Below are 24,789 nucleotides of genomic sequence, written 5' to 3'. Positions count from 1 at the left end.
ATAACCTGTTTTCATCTCGAAAAAACAAATTATCTTGAATTCGAGATAATTTTATCACGTAGCAGCACAAAGTGCAAGAAAGAAGATTCCAAATCAAAAAAGCCCTTGGGACATCCCAAAGACTCAATTCTTTAAAACTCCGCTGTATTCAGGCTTCCTCTCCAGTTCTTTTTTCGCATAAGAACAAACAGGATCAATCTTCAAGCCCTCATTCTTCGCTTTTTCAGCAACATGGCGGACCAGATCTTCCGCTATGCCTTTGCCTCGATAGTCCGGATCTACTCCAGTGTGGTTGACCACGAGAAAATCATCGCCATCCCTCGTAAACGTGACTTCCCCAACCTCAAGCCCATCTGCATCCTTCGCGACAAAACGGCCGTCCTCTTCAGAAAATTCGAATGCCATCCTTACACCTCCGCAGTTTCATTCAAGATACCTAATTATACCCTCATAACCAGCAATCATGCATATATCAAGCTTCAAGTCGGCAATCTAAGATAAAAACAGAACGGATGATACCAGTGGAAAAAGTAAGGATAAGTGAGTTTGACAAGATCGTTGAGTTGGGGAAACAAGGTCAAAAGGCCTTGAACCAATATTGGCTGGACTACTCCCTTTACTCTTCCGTTGAATATTGGCTAATGGTCTTATTCCTAGTCGGCCCTCTCATTTTATTGTTTTTTAAAATCGATCGAACCAAAATTTTCAGGATCGCTTTTTACGGTTACAGTGTCCATGTAGTCTTTGGGTATGAAGATCTTTTTGGAAGGAATATGGGCTTCTGGAATTATCCCTTTCCTGTTCTCCCGGTGTTACCAGGAATCTCGCTCGACTCAAGTCTGATCCCTGTAGCTTTTATGCTCGTGTATCAATGGACTATCAACCATAAAAGGAACTATTATCTTTATGCAATCCTTACTGCAGTCATCCTTTCATTTATATTTAAGCCAATGCTAGTTGGGATGGGTCTTTTTAAAATGTATGGAAACACCCATTATGTCCACTTATTTTTGAGTTATTTATCTGTACTCATTTTGGCAAAATTAATGACAAATTTTTTTGTGTGGATGAGGTCACTGCCGAAAGCAGGACACGGCCGGAGTACCTCTTAATCAGAACTGAAAGAAGACCCGATTCCACATAGGGTTCGGGCCGTCATCGGAAAACAGTTCCAGGCACATCAAACTGATTCCATAAAAACAAAATAAACACCGCGGAGGCGATCCAGGCAAACAGAGGATTGTGAAAATGAAGCTTTAAAATAAGGAACATAACTGAATTGAACAGCGCAGACCACCACAGGTTCCAGCCATTGAAATATTTAATCAGATGAAAATGAATGTCTATCAGCTCATTCATAAAATAAACAATCACCCATGCCAGATAATAAAGGATTTTTTTTATGAGCCCATGCCTCGGAAAATGAGCCAAATAGGCCAGGCATGTTGCCGGATACTTGATTGCCATGATCGAAAAAGAAATATGCGTATTCGTGATTCCAGCATGATCGTCCCCTGGTGAGGGAATATACTTCCACATTGGATAAAGATCGGATAATAAGTACATGTAGAGAAAATCGCCCAGGATAAAGAAGAGAACGGTTGGATAGTACTTTCTCCAGTTCTTCCAGTCTCCCCATTTCACTAATATGCCTGCCCAAATGAGCCCATAAATTGTATTTACCATAAATTCGCCTCTTTTTTACAAATAAAGGAAAGCGATTTTAGTATAACCAACAGGCCCGTTTGACAATCATCGAATAATTAACGGGAAAGAAGACAAGATACAAAATAGTTGTGATCTGGTTGAACAAAAATCACTTTGGAGGTGACCGCTTTGAAGAGGAAAGCAGAACAGAACACACTTAGGGCCCTGTTGGCCATTGGCATCCTTGCTTTTTACAGGCTGATGCGAAAACCGCCTGTAAAAGACTGGCTGCTGATCTTCTTTTTAAAAAGCTATATGGCTTCCATCCTTGATAACCTGCTCGTAAAAAAAGGCTACCTTAAGTATCCTGTATCCCTATTCAGGACCTTTGATATCAGTGTGATCTTCAGCTATCTTATTTTTCCGGTTGTCTGTATATACTTTAATCAAGTCACCAGGCAAGCTGGTTTACTATCGATTTTACTAAAGGCCATTCTGTTCAGTGCACCGTCCGCCATGGTCGAGCATTGGCTCGAACGAAACACGAAGCTGATCAAATACAAGAGAAACTGGACGTCCTTCCATAGCTTCGCCTCCATCGCCTCAACCTTCCTCGCGGTCAGACTGATCATGGGAGGAATCCGGAAAATTGCCAGTAAGCAAGGATTGAAGATTTGATGAAAAATTAATAAAATCCCGGGATTCTCTTAACATTCATCCTTTAAACTCGAATCAAAGCGAGGAAGGAGATGAACGAATGAGAGAAGTCCTGACTGCGAATGAAAAACAGAAATTGGCCGAACTTAAATTGAGGCTGCTTAATGCAAAGAATGATGAGGAAAGAGGTTCCTTACTCTCATCCATCGAACGACTGCTCAATAACGCAAAAAAGCGCCATAAACTCATGGCGACATTGGATCGTCAATAACAGTGGACTTCACTGTTATTTTTTTTGCATTGTTTCTGTTAAATTCGGTCGTTCCAGGTTATAAAACAATCGGACTTAACTGAGCAAAACCATTAAAAAGAAGAACAGGGATGCCCCCATTCTTCTTTCAGTACTTATTTCAGTTCTTCCAGTTCAGACAATGTTCCCTGGATGTCTTCATCAGTCAATGGTGCGAAGCCAGTTTCCGATGCAACTTCCTGTGCGTTTTTCATCGTGTAGATTGCGTAGTCAAGTACTTGTGCATTTTCTTTTGCCTTGTTTACATTCAGGTAGGTGAACACCGGGCGTGTGAATGGTCCGTAGTCTCCATCTTCCTTAATCGTTGATAGAGACGGTTCAACAGGACCGTTGCCGAAATCGACGTTCACTGCCGCCAATTTATCTTTGTTGTTCGCATAATAACCATAGCCGAAGAAGCCGATGCCGTTCTTATCCTTGGAAACAAGGTCAACCAGGGTAGAGTAATCCTGCTGCAGGTTGATGCCTTCAACCAGGTCTTTTTCTTCTAAAATATTTTCAAACATGAATTCGTATGTTCCATGGTTTTCGTTCGGTCCATATGTGTTGATCTCTTCATCCGGAAAGTCAGGGCGTACATCAGACCATTTCTTCTTGCCGCCTTCAGCAAGGAAAATATCGATGACTTCTTCTTTCGTCAGTTCCTTCGCCCATTCATTGTCCTTATTGATGACAATCGTCAAGCCATCCAAAGCGACCTTCATTTCTTTTACATCAATGCCAAGCTCTTCAGCTTTTGCCTTTTCTTCGTCTTTGATCTGGCGAGATGCATCATTGTAGTCCGTACCGTTTTCAACGAGGAATTTCTTGAAACCAGCCGAAGTCCCGGAGCGGCTTACTTCCACAGAAACATCTTCCTGCTTGCCCATATAGTTCTCAGCCATTTTCGCCATGAACGGATAGACCGTACCAGAACCATCAATCACGACGCTGCCTTCAAGTTGAGTTTCATTTCCATTAGAACCATCCTTTGCTTCAGCGCTGCTTTCCCCATCAGAACAAGCTGTTCCGAAAGCCATTACACCAGCAAGCATTGTAAACATCGCTAACTTTTTAAAACTCTTCATTCCTTAATTCCCCCTAATATGATGTCCGTTGCTACAAGTACAAGATTACTAGAGAGTTATGAATGAGGTTTTAAGGAGTTGTAAATGTATTGAAAAGGATTGTTAAGTATTGTGAAGCTCTTTGATCATCCATACCTGTTCTTCCCATTGCTTGAATCCACTGGCACCTAATAGTTCCAATAACTCGGTATCCTCCTCAGGCGTGTTGACCGTCGTCCTTTGGAACGCCAGATCGAGCGGCGCGAAAGAATGCTTCAGAAGCGTTTTCATCATATCAACCCGGTCTTCGCGGCCTGATGCGACTTCCAGCTGCAGCAGCCCAATGTTTGCAACTTCTTCTTCTTTATAAAACTTTTTAAAAAGAGAGTAACCGACAACCTCATTCTGCTCATCACGCAGGATGACCGCATTTCCACCGTTGACATTGTCCTTATGATTTTGCCAGGAGGTTTTATGACGGTAAAAATGGACCTTTCCTAATTCGGCTGGTGACGCTAGCTCGATATGATAATTGGCGGCGGTGTCAAAAGTACCTTCGGGAAATGGCTCATTGAACTGAAGGAATTTCAGCTTTTTCACCAGCTTAAACCCGAGAGATTGATATAGTTGAATGGCACCTTCATTTCTGGAGATCGCTTCAAGAGTTGCATACTTCACCTGATTTTCCTTGTAGATATCCAGTGCAGCGTTCATCAGCTGCTTTCCGATTCCCTTTCCCCGCAGCTCCTTCGCGATCCCGGTCCCGCCATTCCAGGCAATCACTTCACCATTGATCTTTTTGATGCCGCTCAACACAATCCCGGCAGGCCTGCCTTCATAGTAAGCGATCAACGAGTGCTCCGGCGAAAGGCCATCAAGCCCAAAGCGGTTTGCAAATGTCTCTGTCGTTTTCGACTGATCGTAAAAATAACCCTCAAACCCTCGATTATAGGCTTCTACTCCATCTTTTAACGGACATTCACTCAGTCTTTTGATTTGAACTTTCATGAAAATCTCTCCTTTTATTTTTTAAAATAAACCGACTGTTTAGTTTATTTTATGCTTTATTTTCATAAAATTCCAAAAATATTTTTCGACAGCATCCAAACTTTTCATTACGAAGGGATTTCTATATGCTTTTACTAAAGGATGTGATTTGATGAATTATGTACTGGAAACCACCAATACTGAGCAAACCATCACATTAGAAGAAGCCATTCAAGGCCGGCCTACAATGGTCGTCTTCGTCCGCCACCTTGGCTGACCGATCTGCCGGGCATATCTCACGCAGTTGCGTGAGCGAATAAACGAAGTAGAATCAACAGGCTACCAGGTCATTGCCGTAGCCCCGTCCAAAGGAACTTTTATCAAACAGTTCGTTGACCAGTTCGGGCCATTTCCTTTCCCGATCCTCGGCGATCCTTCAAGAAAAGCGTACCGTGGCATGGGCCACAAGACGATGCCCAAATGGAAGCTGCTTGCGAAGGCCGGCGTAGGATTCGTAACTGGCCAGGTCAAAGACTTTATCCCTAAAAATGAAAAGCAGAAAGAATTTGTCATGAAATCGATGAAAACACAGGACGTCTACATTCAGGGGGGAACATGGCTTTACTCAGCCGAAGGGAAACTCTTGTGGAAGCATATCGATGAATCACCAGAAGACCACGCAAAAATCGATGAAGTATTAAAGCAAATGAAAAAACGCTGATCAGCCTGCTGCGATCAGCGTTTCTTCTCGTCTTTTTTATCAGTAGCTTGTTCAAATAGTTGAGAAAGATATCCCTTAAGCTCAAAACCTTCTTCATTCATAAACTCAGTAATTTGTTTCATTGTAATCTACCTCCGTTTTAATTTGTTGTTAGGAATAGTATTCCCACTCTAGCAAACTTTTAATCAGCCAAAGATTGGCAGTCTATTATTTTAGACGGATGATAGTTTGGAAAAGTTGCATAATTTTCAAAAAAAGAGGGCTGAATCATATGCCCTCGCACTTATTCAACTTCCACATGCTGTAATTAAGCTGCATCGCGTAGGACACCCAGGCAATATAAGGCAGCATCAACCGGCCAGCGATTTTATCCTTTTGATAGTATTGGTAGGTTGTCAAAGTAATCATACCGAGCAGCAATCCGATCTCCGAAAAAGCCGTCCCGCGCAGATTCCACTTGAAAAATAAGAAAGACCAGAGAAAGTTCAATCCGAGCTGGATATCATAAAGAGCCTCAGCCGTGGCAGTAGGATTCTTTTTCATCGAAACCCGGTAATTCGCAAGTCCCATCGTCGCGTACAATCCCGTCCACATAACCGGAAACACCCAAGACGGTGGCGCATAATCCGGCTGCTTCAGCTTCCTGTACTTCTCCTTCGCATTCCGCGTCGCCAGCATCCCCGTGACCATCCCGCCAACAACCGGAATCACTAACTCCTTCACCAATTTACCCTTGTCGACCCTTCCATTCACAGATAATACACTCATGTTTCTCACCTGCCTTTTTCTTACTTTTACCTAATGCGTGAGAAAAAAACATTTGAGTGTGCAAAAATGGATTGGGTTCTGGTGACTATTTTGACAGCTTTTCTCTTTGAGAGCTTAAACCTGTCATAATCACGGCTTTATCTTGACAGCTTTTGTCCTTGGGACCCCAAACCTGTCATAATCACGGCTTTTTTTTGACAGCTTTTCTCCTTGGGACCCCAAACCTGTCTTAATTACGGCTTTATTTTGACAGCTTTTCTCCTTGAGACCCCAAACCTGTCATAATCACGGCTTTTTTTTGACAGCTTTACTCCTTGGGACCTCAAACCTGTCATAATAACCACTTTATTTTGACAGCTTTTCTGTTTGAGACCTCAAACCTGTCATAATTACGGCTTTTTCTTGACAGCTTTACTGCTTGAGACCTCAAACCTGTCATAATAACCGCTTTTTTTTGACAGCTTTTCCCCTTGGGACCCTAAAGCTGTCTTAATTACCGCTTTTTTTTGACAGCTTTTCAACTTGAGACCCTAAACCTGTCATAATAATTGCTTTATCTTGACAGCTTTACTACTTGAGACCTCAAACCTGTCATAATAACCACTTTATTTTGACAGCTTTTCTGTTTGAGACCTCAAACCTGTCATAATTACGGCTTTTTCTTGACAGCTTTACTGCTTGAGACCTCAAACCTGTCATAATTACCGCTTTTTCTTGACAGCTTTTCGCCTTGGGACCCAAAACCTGTCTTAATTACAGATTTATTTTGACAGCTTTTCCCCTCGAGACCTTAAACCTGTCTTAATTACCGCTTTATTTTGACAGCTTTGCGCTTGATACCCTTAAACCTGTCATAATTACGGCTTTATTTTGACAGCTTTTCTCCTTGGAACCCTAAACCTGTCATAATAACAGCTTTATTTTGACAGCTTTTCGCTTGCCGCCTCCAAACCTGTCCGAACCTCACCTTACTTCTGACCGCTTTTCTCCTCAAACTCCAGAACTTGTCCGAACTCGCGATTACTTCCGCCAGCTTTTCTCCATCCACCCCCGAACCTGCCTAAAAAAACAAAAAAAGCGCCAGCCAAATTGGCTAGCACTTTCTCTCACTCTTCCTATTTCACAAACACATAAGGGTTTCCGCTGATCGATTTTCTTGCCTCTGCAGTAATAGAGACTCTTTCTCCCTGCGGCTGGGCAGCACTAGTAACCTGTTTTGTTTCTCCATTTCCATCATAGTAAACCGGCTTTACATGCATCATAAATTCCCCCTAAAATGGTTTTGTTGACATGAGTACGATGAGCAGGACGGCTGCGACATGTGCGATGCCGTTGAGCTTTGCTGCTTTTTTATCCAGCTGATGATACTCGGCTGGCAGTTCGCCGTCACTGCTGTTCATGACAATAGCGACTTGCTTTTCGATTGTTTTTGGCAGCATGGCTGCGACGACTGGCTGAATCAGAACGTATATAATCAAAGAACCGATGAACCACCCCTGCGACCACAAGGACGGATTGGCGATGGCCATCAGGATTCCGCTGGCTAACAAAGTAAGCGATCCGATCTTCACAAGCATCTCTATTTTTTTATTAATCTCGAAACATACTTTTGCGTTCGTTACTGACTTAGCACCAAACTTGGCTACCACCGGCATTCCAAAGCTCGCTCCTAAACCAACAACGGCCGCGATGACATGGACTAAAACCAATCCTCCATACAATGTCATGCACAATCCCCCTAGAACTTTTTACCTATATCCTTTATACCATATATATTCAATTAAAGGGTAGAAAATTCTTACTTTTCCAACTTATTTATAGTACTTTCCACACTAACCACCTATAAAAAAAGGAAGCATGAACGAATATCCATGCTTCCTCTCCATTACTCCCCGGCACTCAGCCACATTTCCATCGCCAGCTCGAGTTCGTTATTCAATTGCTGCTTCCTGCTAAACAGCTGATCCAACTCCACATAATCCTGTTGAACACCCATCACCAGATCAAGCTCTGTAATTTCTTTTTCCAGGATTTCGATTTTCTTTAAAAGCTTTGAATCCGGCTCTGATTTCCCAGGCTCCGGCTCCTTCTCCTTCTTCTCCTTTAAAACCGGCACCGGCTCGACCGCAGCTCTCTCCCTTTTATAATCATCATAATTCCCCTCATAGCTCTTCAAACCAAAGTCCTCCACCGCAATCACGCGTTCGCCGATTTTATTGATAAAATAGCGGTCGTGTGAGATGAAGAATATCGTCCCTTTGAAATCCTCAAGAGCAGCCTCAAGGGTTTCAATCGAATCAATATCCAGATGGTTCGTCGGCTCATCGAGAATCAGCAAATTGATATCCTGGAACATCAGCATTGCCAGCTTCAGCCTGATCCGCTCGCCCCCGGAGAGGAATTTCACCTTCTTAAAGACACTTTTTTTATAAAACATGAACTTCGCCAGGTACTCACGCGCTTTCCCCTCGACAATCGAGATATCCTCCCGGAAGCATTCAAGCACGGTCAGCTCTTCGTTCGCAAACACAATCTTCTGCGGAAGATAGGCGGCCAGCACATTCGCGCCCAATTCAACCACACCTGCATCAGGCTGTTCCTCACCAAGAAGCATTTTCAGGAACGTCGTCTTGCCGCTGCCATTCGGACCAACAAGGCCGACCCGCTCACCATAATGAACCATCAAATCAGCGCCATCAAAAATGACCTTATCCTCATAGCGCTTAGAAACACCAACCGCCTTGATCGTTTCATTCCCGGACCTCATTGTTTCGTTAAAATGGAGCCTCATGTTCCGTCGCTCAAAAACCGGCTTATCGATGCGCTCTAGCTTATCGAGCTTCTTCTGGATGCTTGCCGCGCGCCTGAAAAATTTGTTATTGTCCGCCCTCAGCGCCCAGTCACGCAGGCTCGTCACCTGCTTCTCCATATTATTGACCTTTTTCTGCTGCTCGCGGAACTGCTCATATTGCACCCGCATATTTTCTTCCTTTTGGCTGATAAAACTTGAATAGTTTCCCCTGTAGCTAATGGTTTCCATATCTTCAATCTCGACGATTTTGTTCACGACATTATCAAGGAAATACCGGTCATGCGAGACAATCAGCACGATGCCCTTATAATTTTTCAAAAAGGCTTCGAGCCATTCGATCGATTCCATATCCAGATGGTTGGTCGGCTCATCGAGCAGCAGGATATCCGGCTGGTGGATCAGGATTTTCCCGAGGCCAACTGTCGTCTTCTCGCCGCCGCTCAGCAAATCAAAATCCCTCTGCAAAAAGTACTCGGTAAACTTAAGGCCGGTACAAACCTTGCTTAGCTTCTCCTCCTGTTCATACCCACCCTTTGTTTCATACAAATTCACCAGGTCACTATACTTATTCAACGCTTTTTCCAAAGCATCATCCTGTAAAATCTGCATCTGCGCTTCAAGCTCACGCATCTGTTTTTCCACTTCATGAACCTCTTCAAAAGCGAGATTCAAAACATCAATCACTTTTAAACCTGCAGGGTATGAAGGCATTTGCTCCAAGTAAGCGAACGATGCACCGCGCGGCCGGTGGATCAGCCCCTCATCATATCCCGGGCTCGAGGTCTGTGGATAGCCAGGATAGTAGTGCATTGGCTCGATTCCGGCAATCACCTTAAGAATTGTGCTTTTCCCGCTGCCGTTCGCCCCCACAATCCCGATTTTATCCCCTTCAAATGCCTCCAATGTAAAACTGTTCACGACCAGTGTCGCTTCCATATATTTTTTAATTCCATGCACTTTCAGTTCTAACATATCTATTCCTTCTTTCATCCATAATGAAGCTACGCTTTTTATGGACAGCACAAAGAAGAACTTATCTACTATTCATTTTTTGACTCTTTCCGACTCAGCTTTCCCGCTGCCAAAATAAAAAAGACTGCAGAAATCCCTACAGTCTTGAATCAACATCTTCAGCAGGCCAACATAAGCCATGCGAAAATATACATATCCCGATTCAGTAAAGTAAGTTTTCTTCTAATTGCCGATTTCCATAAAGAGCATAACGAAATAAACCTATGCAAATAGGCTTTTTACACTCAATACAAAATCCTTATTAATAAAATTAATAATTAGCAATTAGATGTTGGTTCCATAAACTTACTTTCCCTCCTAAACCATTTGCTTTATTATCTCAGCTTTACATTATTTTGTAAATATAATTGGATATTTTTTCATGATTCTTCTTTTTCAGGACAGGCATAGGATGGTAAAAACTTGTCCGTAAGAAAGGATTTCATGTCATGATTCCGTTTCGAACCAAGCTTACTGCTTCATTTTATGCCTTACTATCAATCAGCTTTTGGGGAGTTTCCTTTGTTTCTGCAAAAGCTGTTCTCGGAAAGCTTGACCCCTATTCCCTGTTGGTGCTTCGCTTTGGCATCGGCGCTTTGTTTCTGCTGATGGTTTTATTGCTCAACCGTTCACGGCTCCGTATTTCGATTGGCTACATCCCCCATCTGGTTGTCCTCGGTATCCTGGGTGTGTTCATTCACCAGGTACTGCAGGCAACGTCCTTGTTGACGATCAATGCCTCTTCTGCCGGATGGCTGATTTCATTCTCGCCGATTTTCACCGTCCTTCTTTCGGTGCTTTTTTTGCATGAAAAGATGGATGTGAAAAAGGCAGTTGGTATGCTGGTCGCGATCACAGGTGTTTTTATCGTCACGACCACCCGAAGCGGCCATACCTTCGAATTCGCCCTGAATATCGGCTTTATCCTGATGATCCTCAGCACGCTGAACTGGGCCGTTTATTCCATCCTTTTAAAAAAGCTGCAAATCCCCTATCCCGCTCACGTTGTTACATTTTATATGAGCTTGATCGGCTTTGTTCTCACGCTCCCTTTTATGATCCGGAACAGAGGCTGGGAGTCGCTCCCTCTGCTGACAAAGACAGAATGGGTCCATCTTTTGTTCCTTGGGATATTCGTATCTGGAATCGGGTATTGGTATTGGGGAAAGGCGCTTGAGGTTCTGGATGCATCAAGGGTATCAATTTTCATCTACCTGGAACCGCTGGTCACCCTGATGGCGGCCATCATTCTTTTACATGAAAAATTCATCCTCATAAGTGCGGTCGGCGGACTCATAATTATGATAGGAGTGGCCATTGTCAATGGCGGTCTTGCACGTTTAGTTGCAAGTGTCATTTTAAAAAAATGAAGAAGGTGGGAGTGCACATGACATTGAATCCTCAGGCAAGGAATGTGTTGGATACTCTAAAGAATCCTTCCAGGCAAGAGATGAAGGACGCGCTGGCTAAAATCAATATGACCGTTGAAGCGTTGGAGACTTTCCTTGAATCGCCATCCGGAAAGCCTTATTACCGCAAGCTTCTGTACAAAAGCGAGGATGTCGAGCTGCTGGTGATGAACTGGTCGGATTTAGAATGTGCCCCCCATGACCACGGCGATTCCCATGGATGGATCCACGTCCTGAACGGGACTTCCGTCAACTCCGTGTACGAGGTCAAGAACAGCAAGCTTCCAAAGGAGCTGTTCAAGGAGTACCATCATCAAGGACAGCTTTTTTTCGCACCTAAAAAAGGCGTCCATAAAATGCAGGGTGATGGTACAGAAGGACTGGTTACCCTTCATCTTTACTCACCGCCCATCAGCGGGATGAAAGTATACGACCTCGAAAAATGCGCAGCCTGTGTCGTTTCGGATGATTGCGGAGCATGGTGGCCAGATGAACAACGCCAGAAACTGAAAGAAATCAAGCTAAAAAAAGAAGCATGAGGGCGCTGAAATCAAGCGTCCCCATGCTATCCTATTCCCTGTACTTTAAGGTCAATCCTTTGAGGAAATTGCGGGCAAACTTATCGCCGCATTCACGGTAATTCTTGTGCCCTTCCTTCCGCAAAATCGCTCCCAGCTCCCCTTTGGAAACCCGGACACCGGCAAGGTCGAAAAGCTCCAGCATATCCTCGCTCGTGAGCGACAAAGCAATTTTCACCTTCTTCAACAGCTGATTGTTCACAGGCTCCCCGGTCACTGGCGGAGCACCCGTCTCCCCAGGCCGCTTCCCTCTTTTGAACGTCACCAGGCCATTCAAGAACTGCTCCATCATCGCATTGTTGACCCTTATGTAATCCTCAGGCAGCTCATCGTACTCATCTTCATCCACTTTCTTCAGCATCAGCTGCACGTCTTCTTTCCTCATGTCCACGCCGCCAAGCCTGAACATCTCCGCCATATCGGTATCCTTGATATCCAGAGAATAGCGCAGACGAATCAATAGATCATTGTTAAGCATGAAAAAATCCTCCTATTGAAAGCCATACCCATAGTATGGCCGTTTCACTATTGCAGTCTAACATTAAACAGGAAAAAAGCCTATTGTATTAGAATGATTTTAGCAAAGCGATTCCTTTTTTTCACCAGGCTGCCTTAAAGCTCATCAAATCCATTCTCATCGGATGTTTTCGTGTACTGTCTTGATTTTTGCTCAAAGAAGTCCGTTTTGCCAAGGTCGACTTCCTGATAGGCGATGATCCATCTTAACGGATTCGTGCGATATCCTTCGAACGGAGCAGTAAAGCCCAGCTGTTCTGCCCGTTTGTTGGCCATGAATTTTATATAGGCCTCCACATCTGACATCAGCAGGCCATCGATTTGGTTTCCGATTATATATTCAGCCCATTCAATCTCCAGTCGTGCTGCTTCCTGAAAGGCTGCGGTACCAAATTCCCTTAATGATTCTGTGTCATACTCGGGGTTTTCACGGAGTACCTCTTTGAAAATCTTCTCGAATAACCCTACATGCAGCTGTTCATCACGGTTGATGTAGTTAATCATCGTGCTGGTGCCGACCATTTTCTGATTCCGAGCCAGATTATAAAAGAAGGCGAAGCCCGAGTAGAAGAACAGGCCTTCAAGGATGACGTCATAAACGATGGAATGCAACAGATTTTCGACATCGGGATTTTCGGCAAAGTCTTTATACCCGTCTGTTATAAACTCATTCCGCTTGCGCAGGATTGGTTCAGTCCGCCAGTAGTCGAACACTTCCTGCTGCTTCGATTTGGATACGATGCTTGACAGCACATAGCTGTAGGAATGATTGTGAATCACTTCCTGCTGCGCCAGGATGATCATCAGAGCATTCAGGCTGGAGTCGGTTAAATAATCGGCCACCTTGCCGGCGTAGTCCGTTTGAATGCTGTCGAGCAGGGCCAAAAGCCCAATGATTTTTAAAAAGGCATCCTGTTCTTTTTCAGAAAGCATCGAAAATTGCTTGATATCCTTTGACATATTGATTTCAAAAGGGGTCCAGAAATTGCCCAGCATCCTCTTATATTTTGGATATGCCCACGGAAAGCGGACATCATCCCAATTCAGGATATTGGAACTTTGCCCATTTATAATCCCAGTCGAAGCATTTGGTGCACCGGCATCGACAAGTAATCTTTTCTTCAATAGTTTCATCGTGTTCCTTCCTTTCCCCTTAACTATGGCAGCTTTCACATTCGTCCCAATCACCGCTCGATGTTGAGCGGACGTAATAAGTTGTTTTCAGGCCCGATTTCCAGGCATCCATATGCAGATCCAGCAGCGCTTTTGCCTTGATTGTATTTTTTACATAAAAGTTAAATGAAACGGATTGGTCGATATGGCGCTGGCGCCGCGCATTCTGCTTGATGCTCCAATGCTGGTCAACATTGTAGGCCGTCTTGTAAAACCACATCGTATCAGGTGATAGATCAGGTGCAGTCACCGGAATCTTGTAATCTTTCTTTTCCTCGGAATATTCGAGCCTGAAAATCGGATCGATGCTTGCCGTTGAACCCGCAAGGATTGAGGTCGAGGAGTTAGGGGCTACCGCCATCAGATAACCGTTCCTGATGCCATGCTGCTTTACCTCTTCGGCTAGGGCCTCCCATCTTTCACCGTTGTACTGTCTCTTCTCGAAAAACTGTCCTGTCGACCAATCGGAATCTTCGAAATAAGGATATGCCCCTTTTTCTTTTGCCAGCTCAAGGCTTGCGCCAATGGTTAAGCAGGCGATCTCTTCATAGAGAGCATCACAATATTCTACCGACTCTTCGCTTTCCCATTTGATTCCTTTCAGAGCCAGCAGATGGTGCCAGCCGAACGTTCCCAATCCGATTCCCCGATAATTCTTGTTGGTTATTTGTGCCTGCAGCACAGGGATTTCATTGATCTCGATGACGTTATCCAGCATCCGGACCTGGATATTGATCACTCTGTCAAGTACATCATCCATTACACTTTTCGCCAACGAAATGGAAGACAAGTTGCAGACGACAAAATCACCCGGCTTTTTATAAATTAAAATCTTTCCGTCCTCAACTGTTTCTTCTTCAAGGAGGGTCGGGCTCATATTCTGGGTGATTTCCGTGCAAAGATTGCTGCAGTAAATCATCCCTTTATGATGGTTGGCATTCAGCCTGTTGACCTGATCCCTGTAAAACATGTAAGGTGTACCGGTTTCAAGCTGAGAGATCATGATGGATTTAAAGATTTCAATCGCGGGAACGTGCTCACGCGACAAACCTGGATGATTGACGCAGGCCCAATATTTTTCCCTGAACGACCCAGCTCCCTTTTCCTCATCAAAATGATCTTCAAGCGAAAATCCCATTACGCTCCTTACTTCGTGTGGATCAAACAGATACCATTCACCCCGTTTTTCTACCTGTTCCATAAATAAATCCGGAATGCAGATGCCTGTGAATAAATCATGTGTCCTCTGTCGCTCATCTCCATTATTGAGTTTTGCATCAAGGAACGGGAAGATGTCTTTATGCCAGACATCGAGGTAAACAGCAATCGCACCCTGCCGCTGCCCTAATTGATCGACCGAAACCGCGGTGTTATTCAGCTGCTTCATCCACGGGATCACACCGGAGCTGATTCCTTTGAAACCTTTGATATCACTGCCACGGCTTCTAATTTTGCCCAGATACACTCCAATGCCGCCGCCATTCTTGCTCAAGGTGGAGATATCTGTGTTGGAATCATAGATGCTTCTCAAATCGTCTGCTACCGTATCAATGAAGCAGCTCGATAACTGGCCATAGCTTTTACCCGCATTTGCAAGCGTCGGGGTCGCCACTGTCATATAAAGATTTGAGAGCGCCCAGTAAGCTTCCTCTACCAATCCAAGCCGCTTTTCCACCGGTTCTTCAGCCAGCAGGGTCATTGCGATGATCATGAACCGCTCTTGGGGAAGCTCAGCAACCTGCCCACTCTGTGTCCGCGCAAGATACCTTTCCGCCATCGTGACAAGCCCTATGTAGGTAAAAAATTGGTCTCTCTCGGGATCAATCACTTTTTCAAGATATTCGATTTCTTCCCGGGAATAGGAGATTACTAGACGACTGTCATATATCCCAATTTCTATTAATTTATTGATTAATTCGTAAAAAGAACCGTAACCAGCTGTATTTCTGAAGCTTTCACTAAGCTTGTACAATTTTTTCAAGTAAAAACGTGCAGCTGCGTACGTCCAGCCAGGTTCATTCCGGTCGATTCGTTCGACTGCTGTCAAAATCAGCATGTTTTCAATCTGGTCGTCTGACATATTCTTCGCCTCTAGAGCCCGAACCACTCGTTGTTTGAACGACTTAAAGTCCAGTTCAGGAAATGCCTGTTCAATATCCGTTATCAGTTTCGCTGTTTCCTCTTCCTTTACTTGAATACTCATCGATTACCCCTCCACTTGTTTTACTTTTGTCTCATTTCCAGCCTGCGCTGCCTTCTCATTTCAGCAGTGTTAAACAGCTCCCATTCCTCAATACTTTCCGGGACAATACCGGCGACCGGAACAGGCACCCCTTGTTCATCCTTTGCCACCATGGTTAAAATCGAGGTGGTTGTCAAAGTCTTTTTGCATGTCTTCAAGTTCTCGCTTTCCACTTTCACGAACACTTCCATTGATGTCCTGCCTGTTGAAATCACCACGGCTTCCAGAGTTAAAATATCGCCTACTACTGCCGATGACAGGAAATTCACTGAGTCAATTGAAGCCGTGACAACTGCCATCCTGCTGTGCTTCATCGCTGCAATCGCCGCGATTTCATCAATATAGGACAACACGGTGCCGCCAAAAATCGTACCAAGATGATTCGTGTCCGGAGGCAAAACCAGCCGGTTCTGCAAAGTCCTTGACACATTTGTAGATAATCCTTCCATTCCTGACCTCCTGTTTGAAAAATGCTCCCTGAAAATGAGAAAAACCCATCTCGAAAGATGGGTTTAAGTAACGTTGATCAATTAACACCTCATATGTATCCGCAAAACAACACGAGCCTATCAATTTATCCCCGTAATACCTTCCCAATTCCCGAAGAAGATAACACGCATAAATATGGCAGGTCTCCTGACTTGTGCTTCACCCTACTTTAAGGCCTTCCCATCCATTTTTTAGACAGTGGTTCTTCCTTATTTCGTCAGCACTTACAGTTGCGGGAACAGTTCTGGACTTTCACCAGATTCCCTATTAAGTCTTGTTCAGACACCATATTTACCGGTAAATACAATATTTAGTTGTATTTTTTTAAAGAAACACAATATATCGTGTTATGAATTGATAGTAAATCATCTGCCTCGTAATTTCAACTAATTTCATAAAGTACGAAATTATGGATGTGGTCGATATATTGCGAAAAGTGGTCGATATATCTTTATATGTGGTCGATAAAATCAAAAATCCGCTGATATATCCTTAAATGTGGTCGATATAATTTATTTTTCGCCAATAAAGTAATAACCCCCTCGTATGGTGACACTCCTTGGAGTTGTTTGTAGTTTTCTATCCACCCTTATATAGGGTATTTCCCCGGTTCCTTTTCAATCCACCAAGTCCTAACAAAACGCTTTGCATCAAGCTTTTATACCCCTATAAGCATTTTTATTATCCCTTAATTGCTTTCTTGTCAAAAAGTGTTCAAGACTTTTTGACAGAATTGTGATGGTGTCTCCAGATGTGAGGTTCGTCACAACTGATGTGTGATATAAATGGTTTATTAATCTTGTAAACACTCATATCACGTATGGAGGAATTAAAATGGCTCGCATAAATACATGGAACCCTGAAGACGATCGTTTCTGGCAATCTGAAGGAAAAAAGCATGCCCAACGTAACTTGTGGATTTCGGTACCTTCCTTGATGCTCGCATTCATTGTCTGGCAAATCTGGTCTGTGGTTGCAATTCGCCTTAATGATATTGGTTTTAATTTTACGGATCAACAGCTTTTCGCATTGGCTGCCATGCCTGGTCTTGTTGGTGCCACTTTACGGTTTGTGTACACATTTGGAGTAGGAATGATGGGGGGACGCAACTGGACAGTACTGACAACTGCCGTGCTCGCAATTCCGGCTGTCGGCATCGGCTTCGCGGTCCAGAATCCTGACACACCTTACTCAGTGATGCTTTTACTCGCTGCACTTTGCGGCCTGGGTGGCGGAAACTTTTCAAGTTCATCATCCAACATCAGCTTCTTTTTCCCGAAAAAAGCACGTGGAACGGCGCTCGGCATCAACGGCGGTTTAGGCAACATGGGTGTATCGGTCGTCCAATTCGTAACACCATTAATCATTACAACTGGAACGTTCGCTTTCATCGCTGGCGATGGACAGAAATTGTCTAACGGCCAGGAAGTATGGCTCCAAAACGCAGCATTCATCTGGCTGATCCCAATCGCAATCGTCACAATCGCTGCATGGTTCGGCATGGATAACCTGCCTGGCACAAAGCAATCGTTCTCGGATCAATTCGTTATAGTAAAAAGAAAGCACACTTGGATCATGACATGGCTTTACGTGGCAACATTCGGATCTTTCATCGGTTACTCCGCGGCATTCCCGCTTTTATTGAAAACGCAGTTCCCTGAATATATCTCACTTGCCTTCCTTGGTGCCTTCCTTGCTGCCGGTGCCCGCCCTATTGGCGGATGGATGGCTGATAAAATGGGCGGAGCCAAGCTGACATCCATCGTTCTGGTAGTGATGATGGCTGGTGCTGGAAGCGTCATTTACTTCCTTGGCACGAAACAATTCGGCGGCTTCCTGGCATCATTCATGGTACTGTTCATCGCTTCTGGCATCGGTTCTGGTTCAACATTCCAGATGATTCCTGGAATCTTTGTTCCGAAAGAAGCGGCTCCAGTCCTCGGCTTTACGGCAGCATTCGCAGCATATGGATCCTTCCTAATTCCAAAGCTGTTCGGCTGGTCCGTGAAAATTTCCGGAGGTTATGCTCCTGCATTTTTCATCTTCATCGGCTTCTACGTGCTGTCCATTGTTCTGAACTGGTATTATTACCAGAGGAAAGAGTCTGTAGCAGTGTTTGAAGCAAAGAAGACAATAGCGTAAGTTTGAAAGCCTCTCCGATTTAGCGGGGAGGCTTTTTACCATATTTTATGTTTTAAAGCTAGAAAATTTAAGGGAGGCTTTTACCATATTTTATGTTTTAAATACGGGTTTTTTGGGTATATAGAACTATACAGACAGAGAGAATGTTTATTTTTCCAAAGGGGGAGATAAAGCTGCTCACACTTTTTCTATTCCAACGGGAACTGAGTCAACTAAAAAATGACTATCAATCAAGTGCCGACACAGTCATCAAACAGCAAATTCTTAAGGACATTGCGCTGCTGACAGAGGCAATAAATGAAATGAAAGAGATGTTGGAAGCAAAACGCTCCATGCATTATGCCGATGATATATAGCAAAAAAACTTTGTGGTTCCTGTGACAAAAATTAATTATGTAAAACAATAGACCATCAATTTCGATGGTCTATTATTATTGTTAAGCATATGAGTTACCTTTTAATTAGACTCTATCCGGTAATATCCTCTGCAAAAAACTGTATTCCTTGGTTTAATGGCAATGAGCACTGAATTAATGAGATCTGAGGAAGAAATCAAGGTGTTGAACCAACCTACAAATAATAGAATTAATTTTATTTCCCCTAATACATAGAACGATATAATAACAGGAACAACTGATAATACAATAAAAGGCAAGCTCATAAAAAACCAGAATCTAACTTTGGAGAGGATTGCATTTGTATTTATCCAAAAAAATATCCCGCTAAAAGTGAGGCTAATATCACCTTTATTTCTTATGACCAAAAGGTGTAGACATTCATGAAGGATGAAGACGAAGATAGCAATTATGATGAGTAGAAATACATTTATATCAGAGAAACCAGTACTAAAGACATTTTGTAACAGAAAAATAGTTACCATAAGCAGATATACGAACTTCATATAATGTTTTCGATACCAATTATTCTGTATGAAAGGAGTCCATTCTAAAAAATCCATACTACTCGGCGGTAAGTGTCGAAACCAAATTATCATAGGCTTTCACCTTCTCAATTAAACTCAATCAGTTTCCAATAAGAAAAATTCAACATAAAGAGGCAGAAATCCTTTAAGCAAAACGCTTTTGAAAAATCAAGGACCAAATTGCCAGCATAGCAATTTGGTCTGCAAAACCCATTATTATTGGCATTTATAGGCATCCGAGGTCATGTACGTTTTTTTCCTCCTTCAACCTGGCTGCCAATTGGCGCGGGTTTGCCAAAAAAGTACCCCTGGAACAGCTGATATCCTTTCTCTTTAAGCCATTCAAAATCTTCCGCAGATTCAATTCCCTCCGCAAGCGGTACAGAACCCAGCCTCTTCGCTTCAGTTAAAAATGCAGAAGCAGTCTGCTGCTTTTGAAGATCTGCAGCTACTCCCTGGACATACTTCATATCCAATTTCATATAATGCGGCTGCAGATCGGATAGCAGCTCCAAGGTGCTGTACCCTTCACCAACATCATCAAGCGCGTAACGGAAACCCTTTTCTTTGTAAAAAGTGAGGATTCTTTTCAGGTGATCCGTATCCTCGACGTTTTCTGTTTCAACCACCTCAAACACAAGCCTGCCCGGGTCTACCCCCAGTCGGTCAGCCAGCATCGTGGTCGACTTAAGGCAGAATTCCGGGGAATAAATGGACGTCGGTATGAAATTGATAAAAGCTTTCTTGTCAGTAAAAGAAGCTGCCCTGACAGCTGCCATTCGGCAAATCCGATCGAGGGCATATAACCGGTCGCGCTTTTTGGCTGCGCCGAAAATTTCACCAGGATAAATTACCGAACCATCCTCTCGGTAAAATCTAGCCAGCATTTCATGGGCATAAATTTCGCCTCCAGCGTCAACAATCGGTTGAGCATGGCAAGTAACCAGCTCTTTGCCGATGACCTCGTCAATCCACTCACTTTCGAGGATTTCTTCGACTTCCGCGAGAATTCTCCAATTTTCTTCATCCAGCCGAAAAAAGACCTTGCCCGGCTCCATATGATCATGGCAAAAATCAAGGAAATCCCTCATCCCTGCTTCACTAACAACCAGTGAACCGGCTTCCACCCGAACCAGCTCACCATTACGCTCCATGTGGCGAACCACTTCAGGATAAATGGACACATTCTGCTCCCCTTCTACCCTTATCTCAAACTGTAAATTTCCAACCACGCATGCATTGCAACTCATAGTATATAGCGCCCTCTCAAGTTAGTTATTTATTACTATATCACTGTGTTAATGATAGGTAAAATGAACCAAATGATATTTAAAAATATATAAATATGCTACAAGTGAATCGGCAGGATAGGATTTTGAATGCCTAATTGGCCAAAAAAAGAGCGCTTATCCGTTTTATCGGAAAAAACGCTCTTTCGTTTTACAGTTCATCATTATTGTTTGTGCTCCTCAACCAGCTTCATCACAGCAAAAGCCGCTCGCTCCGCGGAAAGCAGCGCTCCCTCCAGATGCCCGCCATGTCCAGGCGCTGTCTCGGTACCTGCAAAAATAACCCTCTTATCCCACGAACTCGTTCCTGCCGGCAAGCCATAGTCCGGGAAACTGGTCAACGGAGGAAGATCATCTTCCACTGCTGTTTCAGAATCGCCTGCCCAATCTTTATACAGGAAAGCTATCGGTTTTTCAGCGGATGGTCCAAAAAGCCGCGTCAATTGGTCAATGACAAGATGATGTAACTGTTCTTCACCAAGTTCTTGCCTTAATTTTGCTGGTAAGCCGAAAAAGCCAAAGAGTGCGCCGCACCCTGTGTCAGGCGATGCATCATGGATTTCCTGCAAAGGACCGGACCAGCTGGTGGCCTGGCCGGAAAGACCGTCTTCCCTCCAGAATGGACGGTCATAAATCGCAACCGCTTTAGCCTGGCCTGCCATCCACGTCGGCTTGTCCTTCATGCTCGCCAAAATTCCATCGGGAAGAGAAGGTGAAAAGTCGATCCTTTCAGCGACAATCCGAGGCGGCAATGCCAGGATGACCGCTCGAGCACGAATGGTCTTCTTTTTCCCATCCAGTTCTTCTGCTTGGATTGTCACTTGATCATTGAGTTGGATTGCCGTAACACGTGTATTCAGCTCGATTGTGCCTGAAGGAAGTGTGGATGCGATAGCATCAATAAGCGACTGAATACCGCCATCAAGCCGCACAGACCTTTCAACAGCCCCTTCTGGCAAAACATGCCGCTGGATGGGACCGGTTTTCGATTGCTCGAAAAGTATTGCGCCCGAGGTATGCTGTTCCATAGTGGGCAACCCAAGTTCTTTGACCAAATTAGTGATGACAGGTTCATGATTCGGCCAGAACCACGTAGGACCCAGATCAAACCTCCCGAGCTCCGGCATGTCTTGGGCTGCCATGCTCAAAACCCTGCCCCCAATTCGATCACGCGCCTCCAACACCCGGCAGCTGATTCCATTTGCCTGAAGCAAAGCAGCAGCACGTAGCCCAGCCAAACCAGCCCCGACAATGACAACCGGTTCCTTCATAGTTGTTACCTCCAATTATTCACACTTGCTCTGATTATGGTTCGGGTTCAGACATTTCTTCCGCTCTTCCCGATGATTTTGTCCGAAGTTGACCCGCGTTCGGACATTTCTACAGCTCTTGCCGCTGGTTTTGTCTGAAGTTGACCCGCGTTCGGACATTTCAGCGGCTCTTCCCGTTCGTTTTGTCCGAAGTCAGACCAGGTTCGGACATTTCTCCTGCTCTTCACGTTGATTTTGTCCGAAGTTAACCCAGCTTCAGACATTTCACCAGCTTTTCCCGTTGATTTTGTCCGAAGTTAACCCAGGTTCGGACATTTCACCAGCTTTTCACGTTGATTTTGTCTGAAGTTGACCCAGGTTCAGACATTTCACCTGCTCTTTTCGATGATTTTGTCCGAAGTCGACCCAGGTTCAGACATTTCATCAGCTCTTCCCGTTGATTTTGTCCGAAGTAGCCCCTAGTTCGGACATTTTTCCTGCTCTTACCGTTGATTTTGTCCGAAGTAGCCCCAAGTTCAAACATTTAGCCTTGTCCGAAAACACCCCGAATCTTCCCCACAACAATCAGTCACGAATTCTTCCCGCTTACACCTCAATCTGTTTAAGCACTTTAGCCGGGTTGCCGCCAACTACGACATTATCCGGGACATCCTTCGTCACGACTGCCCCAGATGCGATCACTACATTGTCTCCAACGGTCACTCCTGGATTTATGATGGCACTCCCGCCAATCCATACATTGTTTCCAATCGTGATTGGCTTCGCATATTCCTTGCCAGAGTTGCGTTCAGTCGGATGAAGCGGGTGTGTGGCCGTATAGATTTGCACGCCAGGTGCGAGCATACAATTATCGCCAATGCGAACTTCACTCACATCGAGGATGGTACAGTCGAAATTGGCATAGAAGTTCTCTCCAACATGAGTGTTATAGCCATAATCAAATCGGATATTCGGCTCCATAAAAACAGCGTCTCCTGTGGAACCTAGCAATTCCTTTAAAAGCTTTGTCCGCTTTTCACCTTCTGTTTCCAGTGTCTGATTATAGATCCTGACCTTGCGTCTGGCTTCCTCACGATCCTTTACCAATACTGTGTCAGCAGGGTTGTACATTTCCCCGGCAACCATTTTCTCTTTTTCCGTTTTCATTTTATATGACCTTCTTTCACTTTTATCTAATTGCCTATTTCCCACAGCATTTCTTGTACTTTTTCCCACTGCCACGTGGGCAGGGATTATGACGTCCAACATTCTGTCTGGTGCTAAACTGCATATTCATGCTATGTAACGATGATTACAGGTTTTCTGCTTACACAGAAAAAGCGCACCTCAAATGATGTGCACTTTTATCTTATCTTAATACAAGCTCCAACTGGAAGCAAAGGGACTTCCCCTTGCCCACAAGTGGATCTGGTCGATATTTTGCCAAAAGTGGTTGATATATCTTTAAATCTGGTCGATAAAATCGATAATCCGCTGATATATCTGAGAATGTGGTTGATATATTTTCATTTTCGCCAATAAGTAAAAAGCGTACCTGACATCCAGCCAATTTATGAAGCTTTTTTGATGTCGATGACCTTTCCTTCCTGGCGCCATTTCTTGAATTCTACTGCAGCTGTGAATAGAACGTCTGTCGATGAGTTAAGCGCTGTTTCAAAAGAGTCCTGCAGAACGCCAATGATAAAACCTACTGCAACCACCTGCATCGCGACATCATTCGGAATGCCGAATAAGCTGGATGCAAGAGGAATCAGCAACAACGAACCGCCTGCAACTCCAGAGGCACCGGCAGCACTGATGGCGGCCATCACACTCAGAAGGATGGCAGTTGGAATATCCACCTGAATGTCAAGTGTATGGACTGCAGCAAGTGTCATGACGGAAATTGTCACAGCTGCTCCAGCCATATTAATCGTTGCGCCTAATGGAATCGAAACAGAATAGGAATCCTTATCAAGCCCTAATTCTTCACAAATTTTAATATTCACAGGGATATTTGAAGCTGAACTTCTTGTAAAGAAGGCTGTGATCCCACTTTCCTTCAAGCATTTAAACACAAGTGGATATGGATTTTGCCTGATCATCGTGAACACGATGAGCGGATTGACGACAAGGGCAACGACAAGCATGCAGCCAATCAGGACAGCAAGCAATTTACCATAGCCAAGCAAGGAGCTGAGACCGTTTGTCGTAATTGATTCAAACACTAGGCCCATGATGCCAAGCGGAGCAAATTTTATCACCCATGCGACGATTTTGGACATGGCATCAGCTAGATTCCCAATCACTGTTTTTGTTGAATCTGCTGCACTTTTCAGGGCAACACCAATCAGGACTGCCCAGGCTAAAATACCGATATAATTAGCATTTATAATAGCGTTAACCGGATTATCTACAATGTTGAGCAATAAAGTTTTGAGAACCTCGACGACACTTCCTGGAGGCGTCATGCCTTCTGCGCCAGCGGTAAGCTTTAAGCTGACCGGGAACATAAAGCTGGCAAGAACGGCAATAAGTCCTGCAGCAAACGTTCCTAAAAGATAAAGAAAAATGATCGTTTTCATGTTTGTTTTCTGCCCGCGTCTATGCTGGGCAATCGCCGACATAACCAGGAATAATACCAAAACTGGAGCAACTGCTTTCAGGGCCCCTACAAATAATGACCCAAAAATAGCAACCGGCTTTGCAGCTTCCGGAATCGTCAGTGCCAGGACCACACCAATTAATAGACCCGCAATGATCTGTTTTACCAGGCTTACTCGGTTCAACTTCTTCAGTAAATCGTTCATCGTCATCTCC

General features: G+C 44.2%; 27 protein-coding genes and 1 riboswitch. Of the genes, 8 read left to right on the top strand and 19 right to left on the bottom strand.

Annotated features, from left to right (window positions below):
• Window positions 1–123 precede the first annotated feature (123 nt).
• Entirely contained in the window at window positions 124–405 is a 282-nt protein-coding gene (locus J7E38_RS15450) for a GNAT family N-acetyltransferase (RefSeq protein WP_214706878.1), read from the bottom strand.
• Between the two features lie 116 nt (window positions 406–521).
• On the opposite strand from J7E38_RS15450, the gene J7E38_RS15445 reads away from it, so the two are divergent.
• Window positions 522–1,112, top strand: a complete 591-nt coding sequence (locus tag J7E38_RS15445) for a hypothetical protein (RefSeq protein WP_214706879.1) — start codon at window positions 522–524, stop codon at window positions 1,110–1,112.
• Window positions 1,113–1,155: 43 nt separating this feature from the next.
• Here the strand turns inward: J7E38_RS15445 and J7E38_RS15440 are convergent, their stop codons facing one another.
• Window positions 1,156–1,686, bottom strand: a complete 531-nt coding sequence (locus tag J7E38_RS15440; protein ID WP_214706881.1) for a CBO0543 family protein — start codon at window positions 1,684–1,686, stop codon at window positions 1,156–1,158.
• 150 nt (window positions 1,687–1,836) lie between these two features.
• On the opposite strand from J7E38_RS15440, the gene J7E38_RS15435 reads away from it, so the two are divergent.
• Together J7E38_RS15435 and J7E38_RS15430 are read left to right on the top strand one after the other, a co-directional pair.
• Entirely contained in the window at window positions 1,837–2,325 is a 489-nt protein-coding gene (locus J7E38_RS15435) for a CBO0543 family protein (protein ID WP_214706883.1), read from the top strand.
• 79 nt (window positions 2,326–2,404) lie between these two features.
• On the top strand, window positions 2,405–2,575 hold the full coding sequence (locus J7E38_RS15430) for a hypothetical protein (protein ID WP_214706885.1): 171 nt from the start codon (window positions 2,405–2,407) through the stop codon (window positions 2,573–2,575).
• Window positions 2,576–2,709: 134 nt separating this feature from the next.
• On the opposite strand, the gene J7E38_RS15425 is transcribed toward J7E38_RS15430, so the two are convergent.
• Together J7E38_RS15425 and J7E38_RS15420 are read right to left on the bottom strand one after the other, a co-directional pair.
• A complete protein-coding gene (locus J7E38_RS15425; RefSeq protein WP_214706886.1) occupies window positions 2,710–3,681 on the bottom strand; it encodes a PstS family phosphate ABC transporter substrate-binding protein in 972 nt (323 codons plus the stop codon).
• Window positions 3,682–3,783: 102 nt separating this feature from the next.
• A complete protein-coding gene (locus tag J7E38_RS15420; RefSeq protein ID WP_214706887.1) occupies window positions 3,784–4,668 on the bottom strand; it encodes a GNAT family N-acetyltransferase in 885 nt (294 codons plus the stop codon).
• A 259-nt stretch (window positions 4,669–4,927) separates the two neighbouring features.
• Between J7E38_RS15420 and J7E38_RS15415 the strand changes: the two genes are divergently transcribed.
• Window positions 4,928–5,368 carry an AhpC/TSA family protein gene (locus J7E38_RS15415; RefSeq protein WP_215038707.1) on the top strand — a complete coding sequence of 147 codons (441 nt, stop codon included), beginning with the start codon at window positions 4,928–4,930 and terminating at the stop codon, window positions 5,366–5,368.
• Between the two features lie 267 nt (window positions 5,369–5,635).
• On the opposite strand, the gene J7E38_RS15410 is transcribed toward J7E38_RS15415, so the two are convergent.
• The 4 genes from J7E38_RS15410 to abc-f all read right to left on the bottom strand — a co-directional run bounded on the left by J7E38_RS15410 (window position 5,636) and on the right by abc-f (window position 9,920).
• Window positions 5,636–6,136 carry a TspO/MBR family protein gene (locus tag J7E38_RS15410; protein ID WP_214706889.1) on the bottom strand — a complete coding sequence of 167 codons (501 nt, stop codon included), beginning with the start codon at window positions 6,134–6,136 and terminating at the stop codon, window positions 5,636–5,638.
• Between the two features lie 1,115 nt (window positions 6,137–7,251).
• Window positions 7,252–7,398 (bottom strand): hypothetical protein, encoded by a 147-nt coding sequence (locus J7E38_RS15405; protein ID WP_214706890.1) that lies wholly within the window; start codon window positions 7,396–7,398, stop codon window positions 7,252–7,254.
• A gap of 9 nt (window positions 7,399–7,407) precedes the next feature.
• The gene (locus tag J7E38_RS15400; RefSeq protein ID WP_214706891.1) at window positions 7,408–7,863 is read right to left on the bottom strand and encodes a DUF2269 family protein; all 456 of its coding nucleotides are present in this window, start codon (window positions 7,861–7,863) and stop codon (window positions 7,408–7,410) included.
• Window positions 7,864–8,021: 158 nt separating this feature from the next.
• Window positions 8,022–9,920: a ribosomal protection-like ABC-F family protein gene (gene abc-f / locus J7E38_RS15395; RefSeq protein WP_214706893.1), complete on the bottom strand. Its 1,899-nt coding sequence runs from the start codon at window positions 9,918–9,920 to the stop codon at window positions 8,022–8,024.
• 488 nt (window positions 9,921–10,408) lie between these two features.
• Between abc-f and J7E38_RS15390 the strand changes: the two genes are divergently transcribed.
• A complete protein-coding gene (locus J7E38_RS15390; RefSeq protein WP_214706895.1) occupies window positions 10,409–11,329 on the top strand; it encodes a DMT family transporter in 921 nt (306 codons plus the stop codon).
• 17 nt (window positions 11,330–11,346) lie between these two features.
• Window positions 11,347–11,907 (top strand): cysteine dioxygenase, encoded by a 561-nt coding sequence (locus J7E38_RS15385; protein WP_214706897.1) that lies wholly within the window; start codon window positions 11,347–11,349, stop codon window positions 11,905–11,907.
• 31 nt (window positions 11,908–11,938) lie between these two features.
• On the opposite strand, the gene J7E38_RS15380 is transcribed toward J7E38_RS15385, so the two are convergent.
• The 4 genes from J7E38_RS15380 to J7E38_RS15365 form a co-directional block, all read right to left on the bottom strand.
• On the bottom strand, window positions 11,939–12,424 hold the full coding sequence (locus J7E38_RS15380) for a YehS family protein (RefSeq protein ID WP_215038673.1): 486 nt from the start codon (window positions 12,422–12,424) through the stop codon (window positions 11,939–11,941).
• Between the two features lie 134 nt (window positions 12,425–12,558).
• Window positions 12,559–13,596 carry a ribonucleotide-diphosphate reductase subunit beta gene (locus tag J7E38_RS15375; RefSeq protein ID WP_214706899.1) on the bottom strand — a complete coding sequence of 346 codons (1,038 nt, stop codon included), beginning with the start codon at window positions 13,594–13,596 and terminating at the stop codon, window positions 12,559–12,561.
• A 19-nt stretch (window positions 13,597–13,615) separates the two neighbouring features.
• Window positions 13,616–15,838, bottom strand: coding sequence for a ribonucleoside-diphosphate reductase subunit alpha (locus tag J7E38_RS15370; RefSeq protein ID WP_214706900.1), 2,223 nt, complete (start codon window positions 15,836–15,838; stop codon window positions 13,616–13,618).
• A gap of 20 nt (window positions 15,839–15,858) precedes the next feature.
• A complete protein-coding gene (locus tag J7E38_RS15365; protein ID WP_214706901.1) occupies window positions 15,859–16,326 on the bottom strand; it encodes an acyl-CoA thioesterase in 468 nt (155 codons plus the stop codon).
• 160 nt (window positions 16,327–16,486) lie between these two features.
• Window positions 16,487–16,671: riboswitch (cobalamin riboswitch) on the bottom strand.
• Window positions 16,672–17,200: 529 nt separating this feature from the next.
• Here J7E38_RS15365 and J7E38_RS15360 point away from each other — a divergent pair.
• Both J7E38_RS15360 and J7E38_RS15355 read left to right on the top strand, forming a co-directional pair.
• Window positions 17,201–18,508, top strand: a complete 1,308-nt coding sequence (locus tag J7E38_RS15360; RefSeq protein WP_214706902.1) for an MFS transporter — start codon at window positions 17,201–17,203, stop codon at window positions 18,506–18,508.
• Window positions 18,509–18,651: 143 nt separating this feature from the next.
• Entirely contained in the window at window positions 18,652–18,864 is a 213-nt protein-coding gene (locus J7E38_RS15355) for a hypothetical protein (protein WP_214706903.1), read from the top strand.
• A gap of 101 nt (window positions 18,865–18,965) precedes the next feature.
• On the opposite strand, the gene J7E38_RS15350 is transcribed toward J7E38_RS15355, so the two are convergent.
• From J7E38_RS15350 to sstT, 7 genes are all read right to left on the bottom strand, one after another.
• Window positions 18,966–19,502 (bottom strand): DUF3267 domain-containing protein, encoded by a 537-nt coding sequence (locus J7E38_RS15350; RefSeq protein ID WP_214706904.1) that lies wholly within the window; start codon window positions 19,500–19,502, stop codon window positions 18,966–18,968.
• 170 nt (window positions 19,503–19,672) lie between these two features.
• Window positions 19,673–20,614 carry an EAL domain-containing protein gene (locus tag J7E38_RS15345; RefSeq protein ID WP_214706905.1) on the bottom strand — a complete coding sequence of 314 codons (942 nt, stop codon included), beginning with the start codon at window positions 20,612–20,614 and terminating at the stop codon, window positions 19,673–19,675.
• Between the two features lie 269 nt (window positions 20,615–20,883).
• Window positions 20,884–21,990, bottom strand: a complete 1,107-nt coding sequence (locus J7E38_RS15340) for a flavin monoamine oxidase family protein (protein ID WP_214706907.1) — start codon at window positions 21,988–21,990, stop codon at window positions 20,884–20,886.
• A gap of 47 nt (window positions 21,991–22,037) precedes the next feature.
• The gene (locus tag J7E38_RS15335) at window positions 22,038–22,253 is read right to left on the bottom strand and encodes a hypothetical protein (RefSeq protein ID WP_214706908.1); all 216 of its coding nucleotides are present in this window, start codon (window positions 22,251–22,253) and stop codon (window positions 22,038–22,040) included.
• Between the two features lie 322 nt (window positions 22,254–22,575).
• Window positions 22,576–23,136, bottom strand: a complete 561-nt coding sequence (locus J7E38_RS15330) for a sugar O-acetyltransferase (protein WP_214706910.1) — start codon at window positions 23,134–23,136, stop codon at window positions 22,576–22,578.
• Between the two features lie 34 nt (window positions 23,137–23,170).
• Window positions 23,171–23,260, bottom strand: a complete 90-nt coding sequence (locus tag J7E38_RS24500; protein ID WP_483297181.1) for an SEC-C metal-binding domain-containing protein — start codon at window positions 23,258–23,260, stop codon at window positions 23,171–23,173.
• 280 nt (window positions 23,261–23,540) lie between these two features.
• The gene (gene sstT, locus J7E38_RS15325) at window positions 23,541–24,779 is read right to left on the bottom strand and encodes a serine/threonine transporter SstT (protein ID WP_214706912.1); all 1,239 of its coding nucleotides are present in this window, start codon (window positions 24,777–24,779) and stop codon (window positions 23,541–23,543) included.
• Between the last annotated feature and the right edge of the window lie 10 nt (window positions 24,780–24,789).

The organism is Bacillus sp. ISL-35 (assembly GCF_018613355.1).
Classification (GTDB): Bacteria; Bacillota; Bacilli; order Bacillales; family Cytobacillaceae; genus Mesobacillus.
Note: the sequence above shows the minus strand (reverse complement) of the source record. Positions and strands in the feature narration are given on the sequence as shown.